Origin of the sequence: Amycolatopsis thailandensis (assembly GCF_042723255.1) — a bacterium.
GTDB classification, from domain to species: Bacteria; Actinomycetota; Actinomycetes; order Mycobacteriales; family Pseudonocardiaceae; genus Amycolatopsis; species Amycolatopsis thailandensis.
This window is the reverse complement of sequence record NZ_JBHXJK010000047.1, coordinates 1-19,385: the sequence shown is the minus strand read 5'-3', so window position 1 is coordinate 19,385 and position 19,385 is coordinate 1. Positions and strand designations below refer to the sequence as shown.

The window sequence follows — 19,385 nt, the reverse complement described above, 5'->3', positions numbered from 1 at the left end:
GTCTCCTAGGGAAGGCGGGGATCGATGACGGCTTTGAGCTCGCCGAGCCGCGACATCGACTCGACGCTCTTGGACGCTTCGGAAAGCCCGACGGGCGCGCTGAACAAGTCGTCCCAGGGCATCCGGCCGGCGAAGGTGCGGAAGAAGTCCACCGAGCGGTGGTAGTCGGCGATGTCGCCGTTGAGCGACCCGACGACCGTGAGTTCCTTGCCCATCACAGTGCCCAGCGCCACGGGGGAGGGCATGGGGCCGGTGGAACCGACGATGGCGATCGTGCCGCGCTGGGCGGCGAAGGCCACGGCCTCCTCACCGATGGTCGGACCCCCGGCGAAGTCGAAGACGTGGTCGGCGCCGCGGCCGCCGGTGAGTTCCTTGACCCGTTCGACGCGGTCTTCGACGGAACCGTCGACCGGGATCGTCGCCGTGGCGCCGAAACGCTCGGCGGTCTCCAACCGGTCGGCCGGGCCGCCGATGGTGATGACGTCGCCCGCGCCGGAGATCCGCGCGACCGCGGTGGCGAACACGCCCAGCGCGCCGGCGCCCTGGACCACGACCGTCGCACCGGGACGGATCCCGCCGGACCGGGAAACGGCCCGCAGCACGGTTTTGCCCGCACAGCCCGACATCGAGGCCCAGGTGTCCTTCACGTCGTCCGGCAGGAGGAGCTTGGCCGCGCCGGGTGTCACGTAGCAGTACCGGACGAGCCCGCCGGTGGCGTACGGGAAGACGTCGGAACGCTGGAGGAAGCCGTATCCGCGCTTCTCGCAGGCGACCGGTTCGCGCAAGATCGTGCAGCCGTAACACTTTCCGCAGGTCGACTCCGACCAGCCGATACGGTCGCCCTCGGCGATCTCCCGGCCGAGGGTGTCGGTGGTGCCCTGTCCGACGGCCACCACTTCGCCGACCATTTCGTGTCCCAGCACCATCGGGAGCATGCCGGGGAAGGTCATCTGGCCGGACCAGATGTGCACGTCGGTGCCGCACAAGGTGGTGCAGGTGATCCGGACCAGCGCGGCGCCTGGTTCCGGCTCTTCCGGTAGCGGTAGTTCCCGCAAGGTGAGCGCGGAGCCGTGTTCGGTGAGCACCGCCGCTTCGGTTCTGTTGACCATCTTTTTAGTCTACAGTCGTAGGAGAAAAAGTCCAGATCCTGGAGGAACCATGCCGTCGCAACGTATTCGCCCCGCTTCACTCGTGGTTCGCGGCGGTCCCGTGCTCACTTTCGACCCGGCGGGCACCGTCGTGCGGGCGATGGCCGTGCGGGATGACCGGATCGTCGCCGTCGGTGACGTCGCCTTGGATCACATCGGCCCGGAGACCGAGGTGATCGACCTGGCGGGGAGAACCGTTCTGCCCGGCGTCAACGACGCCCACCTGCACGCGACCTGGCTGGGTGCCCGGTGGCCGGACACGCTCATCGGTGGTGCCGGATTCACCGGGGGAGAAGAGAAAACGGTCCGGAACTCCGCCGAACGGCGGGCCGCGATCCTGCGGGCGGGTGATCTTTGCGCCTCGCTCGGCATCACGAGCTACACCGAACCCGGCCTCGGGCCGGGCGAAACCGGGTGTTTCGGCGCCGAGGTACTGGAGGAATACGCGGCGCTGGCCGCGGAAGGGCTTCTGCGCGCGAGGGTGACCGCGCTGCGGTTGTTCGGCCTGCTCGACGGCGCCAGTTCGCTGGCGGACTTCCAGGCCGGGCTGGCGACGCCGTCACCGGCCGCGGATCCGTTGTGGCTCACCGTGCCCGGCGTGAAGATCTTCGCGGACGGCATCCCGCCGATGCGGTCGGCCTGGACGCATCACTGCTACGCCGACGGTTCGCACGGCGCGCTTCTGGTCGACGGGGACGACGATCCGGGCCGCGCGCGGAACCTCACGGCGATGATCCACCTCGCGCACGACGCCGGGATGGTGGTCGCGGTGCACGCCACGGGGGACCGCAGTATCGAGGCCGCGCTCGGTGCGCTCCGCCAAGGCGACCACCTGGTGCACGGCGATCTGGTGACGTCGGATCAGCTGGCGCGGATGGCTTCGGCGGGAGTCGGCCTGACCACGCAGCCCGCGATCGCGGTGGCGATGCGGGGGATGCTGACGGACGCGCTCGGCGCCGAGGTGGGTGCCCGCGCCTGGCCGCTGGCGCAGATGCTGGACTCGGGCGTCCCGCTGACCTTGAGCAGTGACGCGCCGGTGGTCACCCTGGACTGGCGGGTGCACGTCGCCGCGGCCGCCGAGATGCTGGAAGCGTCCGAAATGGACTCGGAGCTGATGGCCCGGCTGCTGCGGTGTTACACGGTCGCGGCCGCCGAGCAGGACGGCTCGGCGGAGTGGAAGGGCTCGCTGACCGTGGGCCGCGTCGCCGACTTCTGCGTGCTGGCCGCGAATCCACTCGAGGTCGCGTTCGCGGACCTGCCGGACGTCGGTGTCGAACTCACCGTGTCCGGCGGCCGCGTCGTGTACTCAGGTGAGCAGTTGCCCGCCGTCGACCTGGAGGCTCACCCCGGTGAGATGGCCGGCGTCGGCGGAGGCGAGGAACAGGACTGACGGCACCACGTCGGCGACGGAAGCGATGGTTCCCAGGGGAATCCTCGCTTCCCACGCCGCGCGGGCGGCGGTGTCCGAAGCGAAACCGGCGGTCATCGGGGTCAGCACCGGGCCGGGGGCGACGGCGTTGACCCGGATGCCGTGTGGCGCCAGTTCGAGCGCGGCCGAGCGGGTGAGCGCCTCGACCGCGGCCTTGGTGGCCTCGTAGTGGCCGAGTCCGGGGGTCGGCTGCCGGGCGCCGATGGAGGTGATGTTGACGATGGCACCCCGGGTCCCGGCCGCCAGCATGTGCGCGCCGACCGCGCGCGTCATCAGGAAGGTGCCGCGGAAATTCACCCGCATGCACAGGTCGAAGACGCCGATGTCCAGTCCCACCAACGGTCCGCCGCCCCCGGCGAGGCCGGCGTTGTTGACCAGGACGTCCACCGCGCCGAACCGTTCGGTGATCAGCGTCAGCGCCGCGTCGACCGAGCCGGGGTCGGAGATGTCGAGTTCCACGTGTTCCGCGCCGAGTTCGCCGGCCAGCTCGTGGGCCGCGCGCGCGTCGACGTCGGCGATGACCACGCGGTCGCCCGCGGACTGGAAGGCTTCGGCGACTCCGCGGCCGATGCCACTGGCACCGCCGGTCACCACTACGAGTCTCTTGTTCATTCTACAATCGTAGACTAAAACTGGTTTCTGTTGCCAGAGAAAGGAAAACTCGTGCACGAGAAGCAGAACGGACTGGGCTTCGCCACTTCGGCCCTGAGCCTGGGATCCTGGAACACCTGGGACCGCATGGAGTTCGACGACGCGGTGCGCCTGATCCGGTACGCGATCGAAGCCGGGGTCACGCTGTTCGACGTCGCCCACTACAACATGGGGCCGCATGCCGAACAGTCACGCACGGACCTCATCTTCGGCGAGGCGGTCCGCGCGGCCGGGATCAAGCGCGACGAGTACCAGCTGTGCGGGAAACTCTGGCTCTGGGACTACCCGAACACCGGCTTCGCCGAGCAGCTCGCGACCTCCTTCGACCGTGTCGGCGTCGACCGTGCGGAAGCCGTCGTCGTCGGCGATTACTTCGAACAGCCGGACATCCCGCGGATCGTCACCGAAGTGGCCGAACAGATCCGGCTCGGCAAGTTCGACGTCTGGGGTGTCAACAACTGGCGGGCCCCGGATCTCGACCGGGCGATCGAGTTCGCCGCCGCCGAAGGACTTCCGGCGCCCCGGTTCGCTCAGCTGAAGTACAGTGTCGCGCGGCGGTCCATGGCGGAAGGTCCGTTCTACGGGCCGCATTTCGAGGCCGGACGGCTGACCTTGCAGGCGTCGGACGTGTTCGAGGGCGGCGTGCTGCTCGGCAAGACGCCAGAGCGGAAGATCGGCGCGGACATGGGTGGGATCCGGGAGTCGATCCGGGACGCCGCCTCGCGGGTCGCCGCGGTGGCCGGGGACTTCGGGGCGAGTCCTTCGCAGCTGTCTCTCGCGTTTTGTCTCGCTTACGAGCCGGTGGCGAACGTGCTGTTCGGGGTGAGCCGGATGACCCAGCTGGAGGACAACCTGGGTGCCGTCGCGCTGGCCGCTTCCCATGGTGCGGAGATCCGGGCGGCCCTGGAGGATCTCTGGCTGGACCGTTCGGTCGCCGCCGATGGCACCTTCTGACGGCGCCGCGAGTGTCATGAGGGGTCCCCATAAGACATTTTTTGTCCTATGGGGACCCCTCATGACATCGGCGCAGGTGTGACCCCCGGACGCGCGCCGAACCAGCGGTAACGCTATGAAAGGTCCTTTCCTTGCAAATTTCGCAAGGAAAGGACCTTTCATAGCGCGCGTCGGGGCAAGTCTCAGGCCAGGAACTCCAAAACGGCCGCCTTGAATTCCGCGCTCCGCAACGCCCCGCCGTGGTCCCCGGGCACCCGCACCAGCGAAGCCCCCGGCACCAGCTCGACCAACGTCTCGATGCCGTGGCTCACCGGATCGTCCACGCCCGCCACGAACCGCGTTGGAACGGAGATCGCACCGGCGACAGGCGCGAAAGGTTCCCCGCGCAGGTCTTCGATGCACCGCGCGAGCGCGGCCGGATTCCGGCCCGGCGTGGTGATCATGTGCGCGATCATCCCCGTCAGCGGATCCGACGGCGCCTTGCCGCCGTCGGCGAACGCCAGCGCCGCCGCGATGTCGACGGCGCCGAACGGTTCGAACGGGCTCACCCCCGCGAGCACGAGCCGCCGCACCGGAGCCTGCGCGGGCAGTTCCCACGAGAGCCGGGCACCCAGCGAGTAACCGACGACGTCCACTTCGGACAGACCCGCGACGAGCGCCGCCAGTTCGGCGGTGATCGCGGTGGCCCCCAGCGAGCCCGACGGAGCCGGGCTGGAGCCGTGCGCGGGCAGATCGGGCACGAGCACCTCACGGCCCGCGGCGGTGAGCGCGGCAGGCCACCCCGTGGTGATCCAGTCGGTGTGCCCGTCGGAGGCGAATCCGTGCACCAGCAGCACAGGCGGTCCCGAGACGGTTTCGGGAGCGAATCGGCGCACGGCCAAGGAAGTAGTGGCAGACAACGGAATCCTTTCTCAGCTGCCGGAGGGACGGCGGGTGCGCAGGCGCTGCATCTCGCTCAGCGTCCGCGCGCGGGCGTCGACGGCGATCCGCAGCGACGATCCGATGAGGTTCAGCAGGAACACGCACACCATGATCGTCACGCCGGGCGCGATCACCAGCCAGGGCGCCTGCACCAGGTACGACCGGCCTTCGGCGATCATGTTGCCCCAGGTCGGGGTCGGGGGAGCGATGCCGAGACCGAGGAAGCTCATCGCCCCGTCGACCAGCATCGCCGCCGCGGACAGGATCACGACCTGCACCAGCGCCAGCGGCAGCACGTTCGGGAACACGTGCACGACCAGGATCTTCCACTTGCTCATCCCCGACACCCGGGCCGCGCCGATGTAGGCCCGGCCGGCGATGCCGAGCACGCGGCTGCGGATGACACGGGCGGTGAACGGCGTGAAGATCACCGTCAGCGCGATCAGCTCGGTCCAGATGCTCGCGCCGAGCGAGATCGCCAGCGCCATCGCGAGGATGATCGCCGGGAACGACATCCAGGCGTCCATCACCCGCATCAGCACCGCGTCGGCCGCCCGGAAGAACCCGCTGATCAGCCCGATCACCAGGCCGGTGAAGGCCGCGCACAGGGTGATCAGGGCCGACAGCCCGAGCGACGCCCGTCCGCCCGAGACCAGCCGGGCGAGCACGTCACGGCCGAACGAATCCGTGCCGAGGAGATGCGCGCCGGACGGCGGCAGCAGCCGGTTCACCGGGTCGGTCGCGCTGACACTGGGCAGGAAGAATGGCAGCACGATCACGGTCAGGACGATCAGCGCCAGCAACGCGGTGGTGATCACCAGCATCCTGTTGCGCCGGAACACCTTGGCCGCGCGACCGGACGGAGGCTTCTCCCGCACCGACGACGTCTTTTCGATCAGTGCCACGCTCACGAGACACGCACCTTCGGGTCGAGCAGCGCGTACGACAGGTCCACCAGCAGGTTGACCAGTACGAACAGCACCGCGACGAACAGCGTCACCCCCTGGATCAGCGGGAAGTCGCGAGTGGACACCGCGCCCATCAGCAGATGGCCCAGCCCGGGCACGACGAAGATGGATTCGATGATCACGATCCCGCCGACCAGCATGGCGAAGTTGCTGCCCAGCTGGGTGATCAGCGGCATGAGCGCGTTCGGCAGGACATGTTTGGTCATGACCTGCCGCTCGGACAGCCCCTTGACCCGTGCGGTGCGCAGGTACGCCAGGGGCAGTTCGCCGAGCAGGCTTTCGCGCAGGGTGAGCACGAACAACGCGGTCTGCCCGATGACCAGCACGGTCAGCGGCAGCACCAGCGCGGGCACCGCCGTCGCCGGATCGGTGAACAGGTTTTCGTAGCCGCTGGACGGGAACCAGCGCAGCGTCACCGAAAACACCAGCACGAGCATCAGGGAGATCCAGAAGTCCGGCATCGCCATGCCGAGCGCCGAGAGCCGGTCCAGCGCGCGGGCCACCGGGTTGCGCGGCGACACCGCCTGCCAGGAGGTGATCGCGACCGAGAGGAAGAAGCTGATCACCGTGGACAGCACGGCCAGGGTCAGCGTCGGCAGGATGTGGTCGGCGACCACGCCCAGCACCGGCGCGTGATAGGTGATCGACGTGCCGAAGTCGCCGTGCAGCACGTTCCCGGCCCAGCTGAGGTACTGCTCCCACAAGGGGCCGTTCAGTCCCATGCTCTCCCGCAGTGCGTCCACATCGGACGGTCGCGCGGTCGGGCCGAGGATGGCCTGCGCCGGGTCGCCGGGGATCAGCCGGATGACGAAGAACATCATCGTCCCGACGATCACCAGGATGATCACCAGATCGCGCAGCCGGCGCAGCAGGAGACCGGTCATGACGCCAGCCAGGTGTTCCAGAAGACGCGGTAGAAGTCGCCGTAGCCCTTGAGCTTGGGGGAGTAGGCCGCGTACAGCCTGGACTGGCTCAGGGTGATCACCGACAGCTGCTTCCAGGTGAACGCCTGCAGCTTGTCCACCACCGCCTTCGCCTGCTCAGGCGTCGTCGAGGCGTTGAACTCCGCCATCAGCCCGTCCAGCTCGGGCGAGGTCGAACCGTTGAGCGTGCCCAGGGTGAGGGCGGGCATCTGCGCGGGCGAGGTCAGCGCCGAGTCGAAGAACAGCGTGGTGATGTCCCAGCCGCCCGGTTCCTTGGTCAGCGTGCCCAGCATGGTCGCGAAGTCGAACGTGTCGATCTTGGTGTTGATGCCGATCTTCGACAGGCTGTCCTGGATCAGCACGGCCCACTTGCCGAACTCCGGGTACGAGTTCGTGGTGACGATGCGGATCGTCGCCCCGGCGGTGATCCCGGCCTCGGCGAGCAGCTGCTTGGCCTTCTCCGGGTCGTGCTTCTTGTAGACCTCTTCGCCCGCGGTGGAATAGAACTGCTTGTTGTCCGGGGAGGCGAAGGCGCCGGTCTCGAGGGTGAGGTCCTTGCTGCCGCCGGTCGCCGCGTTGATCGCGGGCTTGTCCAGGATCAGGTTCAGCGCCTCGCGGGCCCGGGGGTCGGCGAACTTCGAACCGGTGTTGAAGTTCGGGATCACCACGTTGTCGTTGCCGCCGGGCAGGTTGTGCACGACCACGGCCGGGTTGTTCCGCAGCGTCTCGTACTGGTCGTTCGTGGGCATGATGTGGTCCCACTGCCCGGTCTGGAGGCCGTTGATCAGCGCGTCCTGGTCGGAGACCACCTTGTAGGTCACGGTGTCCAGGTACGCGTGCTTGGCGCCCGCCTGCCCGCCCCAGTCCTCTTCGGACCGGGACTTGTAGCCGGAGTACTTTTCCAGCACCAGTTCACGGCCGATGTCCCAGCTCTTGAGCTTGTACGGCCCGGTGCCGATCGCCTTGTCCTGGGCGAAACCGGTCGCCGGGGCACCGGCGAGGTTCTTCGCCTCGTAGATCTCCGTGCCCGCGCCGGCGAGCTCGTTGATCAGCGGGTACCGCGGCTGCTTGAGCTTGATGATCACCGTCGCCGGGTCGGCAGGCGTGATCGCCTCGATGTCCGGGGTGACCAGCTGGCCGGTGCGGTGGACCTGCTGCCACCGCTTCAGGCTCGCCACGACGTCCTCGGACGTCAGCGGGTTGCCGTCGTGGAAGGTGACTCCCTGGCGCAGCTTGAAGGTGTAGGTGAGCCTGTCCGGGCTGGTGGTGTAGTCCTCGACCAGCATGGGCCGGGAGGTGAAGCTCCGGTCCACCTCGAACAGCTTCTCGTACATCATGTTGCCGATGTGCGCGGTCACCTGGCCGGGGTTCGCGACCATGTCGAGGGACTGCGGGTCGGTGGGCACGGCGACGTTGAGGTTGCCGCCGGGCTTCGGGGGCCCGTCCGCGGCTCCGCCACCGCCCGCCTGCCCTCCCATACACGAGCTGAGCAGCAGGACGGTCGCCAAGCCGAGGGCGGCCGAGGTCAGGGTTCGTCTCATGGGTTCCGCACTCCAGTGTGAGGGTGGGCGGGCAGTTCGGGGTTCGCCGCGAGGAGGCGGCGGGTGTATTCGTGCCGGGCGTGAAGCCGGATCTCGTCCGGGTCGCCGATTTCGATCAATTCGCCCCGGTACATGACGCCGACGCGGTCGGCGACCGAGAGCACGAGGCTGAGGTTGTGCGTGATGAACAGGAAACTGAGCGCGCGAGTGCGCCGCAGTTCGAGCAGCAGGTTCATCACCTGGCCCTGCACCGAGACGTCGAGCGCGGAGGTGGGCTCGTCGGCGACGATGAGGTCGGGTTCCGCCGCGATCGCGCGGGCGATCGAGACGCGCTGGCGCTGACCGCCGGACAGCTGCGACGGCAGCTTCTTCGCCGTGTCCGAGGGGAGACCGACCTCGTCGATCAGTTCGGTGACCCGGCGGTCCAGTTCGGCGCCGCGGAGGCCGGTGAGCTCCCGCAGCGGTTCGGCGATGATCCGGGCGGCGGTGTGCCGGGGATCGAGCGAACTCTGCGGATCCTGGAAGATCAGCTGCGCGCGGCGGCGGAACGCGCGCTCGTCGCCGTCGAGCCCGGCCGAGGTGCAGCGGTGCTCACCGAAGGCGATGGTGCCCGAAGTGGGCGGTTCCAGCGCGCTCACCAGGCGGCCGAGCGTGGTCTTGCCCGAACCGGATTCCCCGACCAGGCCGAAGAACTCGCCGGGCGCGATCTCCAGCGAGACGTCCTTGACCGCGTGCACCTCGGGTTCGCGGTTCAAGGAGAACCGGCCGCGCCGTCCGTACACTTTGGACACGGAGTCGATGACGAGCGCGGTGCCCTCGCCGGCGTTCTCCGCCTTCGCGCGGTTGAGCGTCCTGGTCTCGGTCGCGACCGCCGAATCGCCGTTCATCGCGGCTTCGAGCAGCGCCTCGGAGATGGTGGGGAAGCCGTCGCGCCTGCTCACCCCGAGCTTCGGGACACAGTCGAGCAACGCCTTGGTGTAGGGATGCTTCGGCGCGTGCAGAATGTCCTCTTTGGACCCGAGTTCGACCAGTTCGCCGCGGTACATCACCGCGATCCGGTCGGCCACCTGCGCGGCCACGCCCATGTCGTGCGTGATGAAGACGCACGCGGTGCCGTGGTCGCGGCGGACGCGGTCGAACAGGGTGAGGATCTCCGCCTGCGTGGTCACGTCCAAGGCCGTCGTCGGCTCGTCGGCGATCAGCAGGCTCGGGTCGGCCATCAGCGCCAGCGCGATCATCACGCGCTGCTGCATCCCACCCGACATCTGGTGCGGGTACAGGGAAAGCACCCGGTCGGTGTCGGTGAGGCCGACCTCCTTCAACAGGCCGCGTGCTTTCGCCTCGGCCTCGCGGTGCAACGGAGTGCCTTTGCGCGCGGCCTGGCGCGGCAGGGAACCGGGCTTGCGGTAGGCCTCGATCAGCTGCTTGCCGACCCGTTGACTCGGATTGAGCGAATCCAATGCCTCCTGGAAGATCATCCCGATCCGCGGCCCGCGGTAGGAGCGCATCTCGTCGGCGGAGAGGCGTGTGACGTCCACGCCGTCGACGGTGATCTCACCGCGGGTGAACACCGGTGCGACGAACTCCAGTAACCGGATGATCGACAAGGCCGTCACCGTTTTACCGCTGCCGGATTCGCCGACCACGCAGAGTGTCCGGCCTTGTTCGAGGTCGAACGAAAGTTCTCGCACCAGTTCGCGTTCGGTTTCGTCGGCGATGACGCCGACGGTCAGTTCTCGTAATTCGAGCAGGGTCATGAATCCCCTTTCCCGTGCCCGCCCGAAGCGGACCGCACTGCCGGGGAACGGGCCTCCGGCGGGGGTAGTTCTACGCATGTTGACACTGGGCGGGGGTGCTGTCAATGGGTATATTCTACGAATGTAGGAAGTTGATATCCGGCAGGTTTTTCCTGGTGGTGGGCGAAAACTTGCACTGGATTCTTTTGTCTACGTCTGTAGACTCTCGCTCGAAACGAGCTAAGGAGGGCACCCGTGAGCGGGTCGACCAAGACTGCCGGTCCCGAGCGGATCGTGGACATCGCCGTGGGCTACATGGCGGCCAAGCAACTCTTCGCGGCGAGCCGGATCGGCCTGTTCACCGCGCTCGCCGACGGGCCGCTGACGGCGGCCGAGCTGGCGGAGAAGACCGGCAAACCGGAGAAGATCACCCGGATCCTCGGTGACGCCATGTCATCGCTCGGTCTCCTGTCCCGTGTGGACGGACGGTACGAGGCGGCCGCGGACGCGGCGGAGTACCTCGGCGGTGGTGAACTGGACCTCGCGCCGTTCCTGACGTTCCTGGACTCGATCAGCTACCCCCATTGGTTGCAGTTCGGCCACACCGCCGACACCGGCGAACCCGGCAAACTGGAGATGGACGACGCGCGCTGGGGCACGTTCATGAACGGCGTGATGACCTACAACGCCCTGCACGCCAAGATGCTGGCCGGCGCGTTCGATTTCGGCTCCCATCGAAAGCTTCTCGACCTCGGCGGGCTTTCGAGCGCGTTCGCGGTCGAAGCGATGAAGGCCAACGAAGAGCTGCACACCACGTTCGTCTTCGACCCGGGCTTCACCGAGTCGGTGACCACCGCGGCGGCGCTGGCGGGTCTCGCCGACCGTGCGACCGTGGTCGGGGCGGAGACGCCCACCGCGCGTCCCGAAGGCGAGTTCGACCTGGTGATGGTCAACCACGTCGTCCACCGTTTCGACGCGAAACAGAACGCGGAGATCCTCCGCAACGCCCGCGCGGCCGCGGCGCCCGGGTCCACCCTGCTTCTGCTCGATTTCTTCCTCGACGACGACGCGGTCCAGCGGCCGATCGACGCGCTGCACGCGGGGGAGTACCTGGTGATCGACGGGACGGTCGTCTACCCGGAGGCGGAGGTTCGGGAATGGCTGACCGACGCGGGCTGGCGGGTCATCGACCGGCTCGCGCTGCCGGGCAGCCCCCGGGTGCTCGTCGCGGAAGCGGTGTGACGGTGACCCTCGATCCCGCGGTCAAGGAACTCCTGGCCCGCAGTGCGCCGTCCGAGGCCCCCGCCGGGCCGCTGACGGCTCCCGAGCTGCGAGCCGCCTTCGCCGCTTCGTGGCGACGTCCCGACACGGTCGAAGAGGTCGCCTCGGTGACCGACCACGTCCTGCCCTCCGGTGTGCGCGTGCGGGTCTACCTGCCCGACGTCGCCACGCCGGTGCCCGCGTTCGTCTGGATCCACGGCGGTGGCTGGACGATCGGCTCGATCGACGAGAACGAGGTCGCCTCGCGGGCGGTGTGCAACGCCGCCGAGGTCGCCGTCGTCGCGGTGGACTACCGGCTCGCGCCGGAGCACCCGTACCCGGCTGCCCCGGTCGACTGCTACACCGTCGTCGAATGGCTCGCCGCGGGCGGCGCCGGTCCCGCGGTGGACGGGGCGCGGATCGCGGTGGGCGGGGAAAGCGCCGGAGGCAACCTGTCGACGGTGGTCTCGATGATGTCCCGCGATCGGAACGGGCCGCCGCTGGCCGCGCAGGTGCTGATCTGCCCGGTCTACGGCCACCCGGACGACGGCTTCCGGTCCTATGTGGACTACGCCGAGGGCTACGGCATGACGGCCGGGGCGATGCGGTTCTTCTTCGAGCAGTACGTGTCGGACCCGGCGCAGCTGAACGACCCGTATCTGCTGCCGCTGCGTGCCGACGACCTGACCGGGCTCCCGCCGGCGCTGGTCCTGACGGCCGAGTACGACGTCCTGCGGGACGAGGGGGAGGAGTTCGCGCGGCGCCTGACCGACGCGGGGACGAAGGTGGAGATGACGCGGTATTCGGGGCAGATCCACGGGTTCTACGGTCTGTACACGGACCTGCCCGCTTCGCCGCGCTCGCACAAGCACGTGGCGAGCTTCCTGACGCGGGTGTTCGACCGCCGCGTTTAGTCCTCTGAATGCGGTCCCTTCCCCGCTTCAAATGCGAGGAAGGGACCCTCGGGACGCCAACGCCGTGCACGCACACCGATCTCGCGTGATCAGAGCCGTAACTCACGTGCTTGGAGCCGTAACTCGCGTGTTTAAAGCCGTAACTCGCGAGTTCCGTCTCCAAGCACGTGAGTTACGGCTTTAAACACGCGAGATCGGTCTCTGAGCACGGGAGGTCCGTCTTTGATCACGCGAGTCGCGCCTGCGGGGTCGGCGACCTGCCGCGGCTAGTCACTTGAATGCGAGAAAGGCCTTCAGGGACGTCAGGGGCGGGTGAGGCGCGCGAAGAACGACTCCAGATGCTGCCCCTGCAAAGCGATCGTCGAGAACTCCCCGGCGACCAGGCTCATCACGTTGGCCCCGGCGTTGATCAGCACGACCTCGTCGACCAACTGCTCGTCGGGGGTCTCGCAGACGATGTCGCCGTCCTCCCGGCCCTCGGTGAGGTACCGGTGCAGCAGACCCCGCCACGAGCGGATGTGCTCGAGGTACTTGTCCTGCAATTTCGGGTTGGTCAGCGACAGCTGCCAGAAGGTGAGCAGGACGCGCCCCGCGGCGATGCGGTCCTCGTCGATCGGCATCGACGAGACGCACAGCTCGCGGAGCGCTGTCAGGCCTCGCAGTTCGTCCAGCTCCACGTACTCGCGCATCATGCCGAGCGCACGTTCGTAGGTGGCCTGGATGATGTCTTCCTTGCTCGGGAAGTACAGCTTGAGCGCGCCGTTGGCGAAGCCGGCGGCCGCCGCGATCTCGCGCATGGTGGCGGCCTCGATCCCGCCCTGGGTGATCAAATCCCAGGTGACGTCGACGATGTGGCTGCGCCGCTCGTCGTGGTCGATGATCTTCGGCATCGGCAGACCTCCCGCACTGGTTCTTCTACCAGTGTAGGAGATCAGGCGCGCTGATACACGCGGTGCCCGGCGAACCACGTTTGTGTCACCTTTGTCTTGACGAGCGCAGACGGATCGGTTTTGAACGGATCGCGGTCCAATACGACGAAATCAGCCGACTTCCCGGGAACCAGCGAGCCCGTGACGTCGCCCAGTCCCATCGCGCGGGCGGCGGCGAGGGTGAAGACCTCGACGGCCTCGGCCAGGGTGATCGCCTGCTCCGGCCACAGCGCCCCTGGGAACGTGCCGGTCGGATCCTGCCGGGTGACGAGGCCGTGGATGCCCTCCCACGCGTTCGGCGACTCGCTGACCGGCCAGTCCGAACCGCCCGCGACCAGCGCGCCCTCGTCCAGCAGCGACCGGTTCGGCTGCATCCGCCCGGCCCGCTCACCGGGCAATACTTCGGCGATGGCCGCCGGGATGACCCCGGGGACCCACAGGAACGGCGAGATGTCAGCGGCGACACCCAGCGATGCGAAGCGCGGAAGGTCGTCGGGGTGGACGAACTGCCCGTGTGCGACCTGGAACCGCGCGTCGCTGAATCCTTCGGCGCGGATCTTCTCGACCGCGTCCAGTGTGGCGCGCACCGACGCGTCCCCCGTGCAGTGCACCTTGGCCGACAGCCCGGCCGCGGCCGCGGTACGCAGCCAGCCCGTGAGCTCGTCGCCCGGCATGGTGGTGGCGCCGTGGTGACAGGCGCCGTGCGCGGCGTCCGGCAGGTACGGCTCCAGGAAGGCGGCGGTGCGCGTCGGCGGGACTCCGTCGAGGAAGATCTTCACGAAGTCGGGCCGGTGGTGCTCGCTCCGGTACTGCCCGGCGACCTCCAGCAACGGCGCGCCGATCGGGTCGAAGCCGAAGATCGGGTCGTTGATCAGCAGCGACGACACGACCCAGGCGTGCAGTTCGCCCGCGTCGTCGAGCGACTTCAGCGCGCCGAGGATATCGGCGGAGACGCCGGCGTCCTGGAACGCGGTGACCCCATACGAGTGCAGTGTGCCGATACCGTGCCGCGAAGCCGCCACGTGCTGCTCGGCGGTGAGCTTCCGCGTCTCGCTGAGCGCCCGCTCGACGGCGACACCCGCCGCCTCGAGCAGGACACCGACGGGCTCGCCGGTCGACGGGTCGCGGACGATCTCCCCGCCCGCCGGGTCGGCTGTCGAGGTGGCGACGCCCGCGAGTTCCAAGGCCCGGCTGCTCACCCAGCGGTTGTGCCTGCTGTCGTCCGAAAGCATGACCGGACGCCCGCCCGCGGCCTCGTCGAGCGCGTGCCGGGCCGAAGTCCGCGAAAGGGTACTGACCAGTGTGGACGCCCAGGCGCCACCGACGACCCATTCGTCCGGTCCGAGCGCGGCGGCGTGCGAGCGGACCGCGGCGAGGATGTCGTCCAAGCCAGCGTCGAGGCCGAAGGTCAGCTCGAACAGGGCCGCGCGCCCGGCGAGGGCGTGGTGGTTGTGCACGTCGACCAGGCCAGGCATCACGAAGGCGCCGTCGAGGTCGACGACCTCGGTGTTCGGCCCGCGTTCGATGTCCTCCAGGGACAGCACCCGGCCGTCCTTGATCGCCAGTGACGACGCCCAGGGCCGGGCACCGTCCACTGTGTACACCGTGGCGTTGGTGAGGATGAGGTCGGCGGTCAAGGCTCAGCTCCCGGCGGGGTCGTAAGCCTCGGGGTGCACGGTGGTGCTCAGCAGCTTGCCGTGCGCGCCGAAGGTGAAGTGGGTCGGAGTGCTCCCGGTGGCGTCCAGTCCGAAAAGGACACCGTGTGAGCGCAGCCGCTTGGCGTCACGGTGATCGGCGACGGTCACCGACGCGCACGGGATGACCTTCTCCCGCCAGGCGAAGACGTAGATGCCGGGACGCAGTTCGTAGACCGAGTTCTCGTCGGTGTCGGCGAGCCCCCTCTCCGGTCCGGCCAGGCACTGCCACGTGTACCAGTGCGGGCTGAGGTAGACGTGCTCGTAGGCGTGCTCCGTGCTGTACACCCACAGCACCCGGCGCCCGACCAGCGACGTGGTCGGGGCCAGTGACTCGCCGCTCGGCTCGATCCCGCCGATCGTGGCGGCCACGAACTGCTGCGTGACCCGGGGCGAGGTGTCACCGATCTTGCTCAGCACGAGCAGCGCGCGGCCGCGGCGCAGGTCGAGCAGGAGGGTGAACGCCTCTTCCTGCCGTGCCTGCGGGTGGAACTGGACGTAGTACAGGTCGTCGTCGACCAGGAACGTCTCGCAGCGGTCGGTGCCGGTGCCGTGGTAGGTCCATTCGATCCGGGTGCCGGAGAAACCCGCGGTGAACGTGGTGCCGTCTTCGCAGGCGAGTTCGAAGGTGCGGCCGTGCAGGTCGCCGACCGTGGGGGCCTTGTTCGCGTCGAAACCGGGGGCGAGACCGTCCAGCGGCAGCCAGGTGGACGTGTCGGACAGGGTCAGTTCGGGCATCGGGGCAGTCCTAGTGATCGTGGGCGGAACAGTGCTCGTCGGCAGCGCCGGAAGGCAGGTCGAGGGCCGGATTGCGGTCCAGGAAGCCATAGGGGCGCAAGGAGAAACCGGAGTAGTCGACCGGCATGACCGGCCAGTCCTCCGGGCGCGGGATGTGGGTCGGGCCGAAGACGTGCCACAGCACGAGATCGGTGTCGGTCAGGTCCCGGTCGGCGGCGGTCCACGCGGGCAGGCCCGCGCCACCGGGATGGGCGTTCGGCCGTTCGCCCGCCGGGTAGCGCTCGTCGGCGCGGTACGGCGTCGCCCACAGGTGACGGGTGGCGAACGTCGCCCGCTGGTGGACGGTCGATTCCGGCTGCGCCATCAGGGTCGCGGACGGCCGGGGGACCAGTTGGTACGCCGTGGGGGTGCCGAGCCGGTTGGTCCGTTCCGCGCTGCGGATCTCCCAGACCCGGGCCTTGGCCGGATCCGCGTGCCGCCGGGCCTCCAGCTCCGACCGCAGCGGGGTCTCCTTCCAGGTGAAAGCGTTCCCGTACGGGTTCTGCTCGCCCATCGGCACCCGTTCGACGTCGATCTCGACGAGCGAGTTGCGTTCGCCGTCGATCGCCACGTCCAGTCGCGCGCAGAAGAGGTGCTGGTGCACCGGCGCGAACAGGCCGGGCGCGATCTCGTTGGCGTGCGGGTGTTTCGTGCCCGTGTGCGCGGCGCCGGCGAACACGATGCCGGTGGCCTTCGCCTCCAGCTCCACGGTGCCGTCGAGATAGAGGTACCAGAAGAACCCGTAGTCGTAGTTGCCGATGGTGGAGATCGACGAGATCACCAGCCGCCGCGACCGGCGGACCTCGGCGCGGCCGTCGAGATCCGTGTGCTTCCACAGGATCCCGTAGTCCTCCTCGTGCATGCAGATCGCGCGCGGGATCTCGACCGGATGGCCGTGGTCGTCGGCGACGTACGCGGGGAAGTAGTGGATGACGCCGAGACAGTCGCAGCCCAGCCGCAGGTCGTTGGCGTTCTTGCCGAGCAGGTACTCGCCCGCGTCGAAGTAGCTGATCCAGAACCGGCCGGGCGCGGTGTCCCCGTACGGCACCACCATCTCCGGTACCGACGCACGGTGCAGCACCGACCGGTCCTGAAAGCTGATCTGGTGCAGCGTCAGTCCTTCGCGGGCGTTGAAGCCGACGCGGAGTTTCCAGCCTTCCCAGGTGACCTCGTTGCCGTCGACGACGAAACTCGGCCCCTCGGGCTGAGTGATCTCGATCGGCTTGAGCGTTGTGCGGGCAGGCACGTCGCCGTAGCGGCCGTGTTCCGGCGGGACGGGCACGTCGCCCACGTCCTCGACCCTGATGACCCGCTGTTCGGTCAAGTTGATGTGCACGATCAGGCCCTCGACTGGATGTGCCCACGGGCTGTCGGACTCGTCGTCGCGCAGGAACGTCAGCGAGCGGATGACGCGGCCGGTCTCGTCGGGCCTGCCGAAGAAGCCGGGCGCCAGGGGAGCGCAGAAAGCGTGCTCGATCCGGTCGGAGAGCCCGCGGCGGTCCATCGCGGCCCGCCATTCCGGCGACGCCTTGGTGATGGACGCGGCGAGGTCGTACTCCTCGAACAGGTACGCGGGCTGGCCGTCGCCGCAGTCCTCAGTGGAGACCACTTCGCGTTTAGTCAGCGAAACGACCACGTCGCGAGCGTGCCCGGTCGCAGTGTCCAGCAGCGTGTACTGGACCCGGCGATCGGGGGCGGCGTCGCCCTTGTCCGGCTCCACGGGCAGTACCGCCGGAAACCGCGTGGTCGCGGTCAACTGGCCCTCGTCGGCCAGGATCGCGCGGCCTGCGGTGAGTTCGTCGGCGGTCAACGGGTCGAGCGGATGCGGCCTGGTCATGCTTCGCAGTCTTGCCTCTCCACCCCTTCCTGAAAAGACCGCGTGGCCGTCGTGCGGCTGCCGACAAGAAGGATGCACTGACGGCCAACCCCCGTGAGAGGCCCGGACCGCAGGATGGCGCCATGGGACTGGAGCTCGCGGGCAAGGCCGTGCTGGTGACCGGCGCGGCATCCGGGATCGGTCTTGCCTGCGTCCAGGCGTTCTTGGCCGAGGGCGCGCGGGTCGGCGCCCTCGACCGGGTACCGGTGCCCACCCTCGCGGACGGTCTCCTGGCGGTTCACGCCGACGTGACGGACGAGCCGTCCGTGGCCGCCGCTGTCGACGCCGTGGCAGGCCGGTTCGGCGGGCTCGACGTCGTGGTCGGCTGCGCCGGGGTCTCCGGCCCGGTGGGGACACCGGTCACCGAAACCTCGGCGGAGGACTTCGCCGCGCTGATGGCGGTCAACGTCACCGGCCAGTTCCTGCTGGTCAAACACGCCGCGTTGTGGCTCACCGCGTCGAACGGCTCGGTCGTGCTGCTGGCCAGCGACTCGGCTTTCACCAGTGCTCCCGGCATGGTGCCCTACTGCGCTTCGAAAGGCGCCGTGGTGGCGATGACCAGGGCGCTCGCGGTGGATCTCCCCGGTGTCCGGGTGAACTGCGTCTGCCCGTCGGTGGTCGACACCCCGATGGCGCGCGGCGATCTGGGCGAGGTGCTCGACGATCCCGCGTTCCCGGTGCAGGCTCCCGAGGAAGTCGCCTGGCAGGTGCTCCATCTCGCGTCCGCGCGTTCGCGGACGGTCAACGGCCAGGCCGTGCTCGCCGACTTCGGCGTCTCGGCCCGCTCGGGTTTCCCCGCTTAGAAAGGACTCCGCAAGTGAAGAAGGTTGTCGCGATCACGGGTGGCGGTACCGGTATCGGTGCCGCGGTCGCCCGCCGGTACGCCGACGAGGGCGCCCAGGTGGTGGTGCTCGGACGACGGGTCGAACCGTTGGAGAAGGTGGCCGCCGAAACCGGCGCGCACGTCATCGCTTGCGACGCCAGCGATCGCGAAGCCGCCGAGGGCGCGGCGGCGGAGATCGTCGGCAAGTTCGGCAGGATCGACGTCGTGGTGGCCAACGCCGGCGGGCACGGCCTGTCCTCGGTGGTCGACACCGGCGACGAGGAATGGGAACTGGCCCTGCGGTCGAACCTGTCCAGCGCCTTCGTGTTCTGCCGGGCCACCCTGCCCACGCTGGTCGAAACCGGCGGCCAGGTCGTCATCGTGTCGTCGCTGGCCGGGCTGTTCGCCGGGCCGAACGTCGCCGGTTACACCGTCGCGAAGCACGCGCTGATCGGGCTGACCCGCTCGATCGCCCGCGACTACGGGCCCAAGGGCGTCCGCGCGAACGCGGTCTGTCCCGGCTGGGTGCGCACCCCGATGGCGGACGGCGAGATGGACCAGTTCGCCGAGGCCGCGGGCTTCGACGGCGGTCACGACGAGGGCTACCGCCGCGTCACCGCCGAGGTCCCGCTGCGCCGTCCCGCCGAGCCGGAGGAGATCGCGTCGATCGTGCGGTTCCTGGGGTCCTCGGAGTCGTCGTACATCACCGGCGCGGTGATCGTCGCCGATGGCGGCGCGCACGCCGTCGACCTGCCGACGCTGGCCTTCGAACGCGCGGGCATGGGTTCTTAAGCAGCCAAGTACATGATGGCCCCCTTCCTTGCGTCTAGCGCAAGGAAGG

At 68.8% G+C, this 19,385-nt stretch carries 17 protein-coding genes; 6 read left to right on the top strand and 11 right to left on the bottom strand.

Annotated features, from left to right (window positions below):
* Positions 1-5: 5 nt before the first annotated feature.
* Entirely contained in the window at positions 6-1,109 is a 1,104-nt protein-coding gene (locus tag ACFWMR_RS20225) for a zinc-binding dehydrogenase (protein WP_378379454.1), read from the bottom strand.
* A gap of 100 nt (positions 1,110-1,209) precedes the next feature.
* Here ACFWMR_RS20225 and ACFWMR_RS20220 point away from each other — a divergent pair, with 100 nt between their 5' ends.
* Positions 1,210-2,538 (top strand): amidohydrolase, encoded by a 1,329-nt coding sequence (locus tag ACFWMR_RS20220; RefSeq protein WP_378379453.1) that lies wholly within the window; start codon positions 1,210-1,212, stop codon positions 2,536-2,538.
* On the opposite strand, the gene ACFWMR_RS20215 is transcribed toward ACFWMR_RS20220, so the two are convergent.
* Positions 2,455-3,171 (bottom strand): SDR family NAD(P)-dependent oxidoreductase, encoded by a 717-nt coding sequence (locus tag ACFWMR_RS20215; protein ID WP_143254569.1) that lies wholly within the window; start codon positions 3,169-3,171, stop codon positions 2,455-2,457. The genes ACFWMR_RS20220 and ACFWMR_RS20215 overlap by 84 nt on opposite strands.
* A 69-nt stretch (positions 3,172-3,240) precedes the next feature.
* On the opposite strand from ACFWMR_RS20215, the gene ACFWMR_RS20210 reads away from it, so the two are divergent.
* Positions 3,241-4,182, top strand: a complete 942-nt coding sequence (locus ACFWMR_RS20210; protein ID WP_378379452.1) for an aldo/keto reductase — start codon at positions 3,241-3,243, stop codon at positions 4,180-4,182.
* A 182-nt stretch (positions 4,183-4,364) separates the two neighbouring features.
* On the opposite strand, the gene ACFWMR_RS20205 is transcribed toward ACFWMR_RS20210, so the two are convergent.
* Genes ACFWMR_RS20205 through ACFWMR_RS20185 form a run of 5 tightly spaced genes read right to left on the bottom strand, consistent with a single transcriptional unit; the run spans position 4,365 to position 10,292 of the window.
* Positions 4,365-5,057: an alpha/beta fold hydrolase gene (locus tag ACFWMR_RS20205; protein ID WP_378379451.1), complete on the bottom strand. Its 693-nt coding sequence runs from the start codon at positions 5,055-5,057 to the stop codon at positions 4,365-4,367.
* Between the two features lie 36 nt (positions 5,058-5,093).
* Positions 5,094-6,014 (bottom strand): ABC transporter permease, encoded by a 921-nt coding sequence (locus ACFWMR_RS20200; RefSeq protein WP_378379450.1) that lies wholly within the window; start codon positions 6,012-6,014, stop codon positions 5,094-5,096.
* On the bottom strand, positions 6,011-6,955 hold the full coding sequence (locus ACFWMR_RS20195) for an ABC transporter permease (protein WP_020636398.1): 945 nt from the start codon (positions 6,953-6,955) through the stop codon (positions 6,011-6,013). The genes ACFWMR_RS20200 and ACFWMR_RS20195 overlap by 4 nt, the downstream gene beginning before the upstream one ends.
* Positions 6,952-8,535 carry an ABC transporter substrate-binding protein gene (locus tag ACFWMR_RS20190; RefSeq protein WP_378379449.1) on the bottom strand — a complete coding sequence of 528 codons (1,584 nt, stop codon included), beginning with the start codon at positions 8,533-8,535 and terminating at the stop codon, positions 6,952-6,954. The genes ACFWMR_RS20195 and ACFWMR_RS20190 overlap by 4 nt, the downstream gene beginning before the upstream one ends.
* The gene (locus tag ACFWMR_RS20185) at positions 8,532-10,292 is read right to left on the bottom strand and encodes a dipeptide ABC transporter ATP-binding protein (protein ID WP_378379448.1); all 1,761 of its coding nucleotides are present in this window, start codon (positions 10,290-10,292) and stop codon (positions 8,532-8,534) included. Before ACFWMR_RS20185 ends, ACFWMR_RS20190 begins: the two co-directional genes overlap by 4 nt.
* Before the next feature lie 234 nt (positions 10,293-10,526).
* On the opposite strand from ACFWMR_RS20185, the gene ACFWMR_RS20180 reads away from it, so the two are divergent.
* On the top strand, positions 10,527-11,513 hold the full coding sequence (locus ACFWMR_RS20180) for a methyltransferase family protein (protein WP_378379447.1): 987 nt from the start codon (positions 10,527-10,529) through the stop codon (positions 11,511-11,513).
* The gene (locus tag ACFWMR_RS20175) at positions 11,510-12,445 is read left to right on the top strand and encodes an alpha/beta hydrolase (RefSeq protein WP_378379446.1); all 936 of its coding nucleotides are present in this window, start codon (positions 11,510-11,512) and stop codon (positions 12,443-12,445) included. Before ACFWMR_RS20180 ends, ACFWMR_RS20175 begins: the two co-directional genes overlap by 4 nt.
* 302 nt (positions 12,446-12,747) lie before the next feature.
* On the opposite strand, the gene ACFWMR_RS20170 is transcribed toward ACFWMR_RS20175, so the two are convergent.
* From ACFWMR_RS20170 to ACFWMR_RS20155, 4 genes are read right to left on the bottom strand one after another with little or no spacing between them, the layout of a single operon-like run.
* The gene (locus tag ACFWMR_RS20170; RefSeq protein WP_378278702.1) at positions 12,748-13,335 is read right to left on the bottom strand and encodes a TetR/AcrR family transcriptional regulator; all 588 of its coding nucleotides are present in this window, start codon (positions 13,333-13,335) and stop codon (positions 12,748-12,750) included.
* 41 nt (positions 13,336-13,376) lie between these two features.
* Positions 13,377-15,011 carry an amidohydrolase gene (locus ACFWMR_RS20165; RefSeq protein WP_378379445.1) on the bottom strand — a complete coding sequence of 545 codons (1,635 nt, stop codon included), beginning with the start codon at positions 15,009-15,011 and terminating at the stop codon, positions 13,377-13,379.
* 3 nt (positions 15,012-15,014) lie between these two features.
* The gene (locus ACFWMR_RS20160) at positions 15,015-15,806 is read right to left on the bottom strand and encodes a molybdenum cofactor biosynthesis F family protein (RefSeq protein WP_378237040.1); all 792 of its coding nucleotides are present in this window, start codon (positions 15,804-15,806) and stop codon (positions 15,015-15,017) included.
* Positions 15,807-15,816: 10 nt separating this feature from the next.
* A complete protein-coding gene (locus tag ACFWMR_RS20155; protein ID WP_378379444.1) occupies positions 15,817-17,682 on the bottom strand; it encodes a primary-amine oxidase in 1,866 nt (621 codons plus the stop codon).
* 122 nt (positions 17,683-17,804) lie between these two features.
* On the opposite strand from ACFWMR_RS20155, the gene ACFWMR_RS20150 reads away from it, so the two are divergent.
* Together ACFWMR_RS20150 and ACFWMR_RS20145 are read left to right on the top strand one after the other, a co-directional pair.
* Complete coding sequence (locus ACFWMR_RS20150; RefSeq protein ID WP_378379443.1) at positions 17,805-18,524, top strand: SDR family NAD(P)-dependent oxidoreductase; 720 nt, start codon at positions 17,805-17,807, stop codon at positions 18,522-18,524.
* A 14-nt stretch (positions 18,525-18,538) separates the two neighbouring features.
* Positions 18,539-19,336, top strand: coding sequence for an SDR family NAD(P)-dependent oxidoreductase (locus ACFWMR_RS20145; protein ID WP_378379441.1), 798 nt, complete (start codon positions 18,539-18,541; stop codon positions 19,334-19,336).
* The last annotated feature ends 49 nt before the right edge of the window (positions 19,337-19,385 follow it).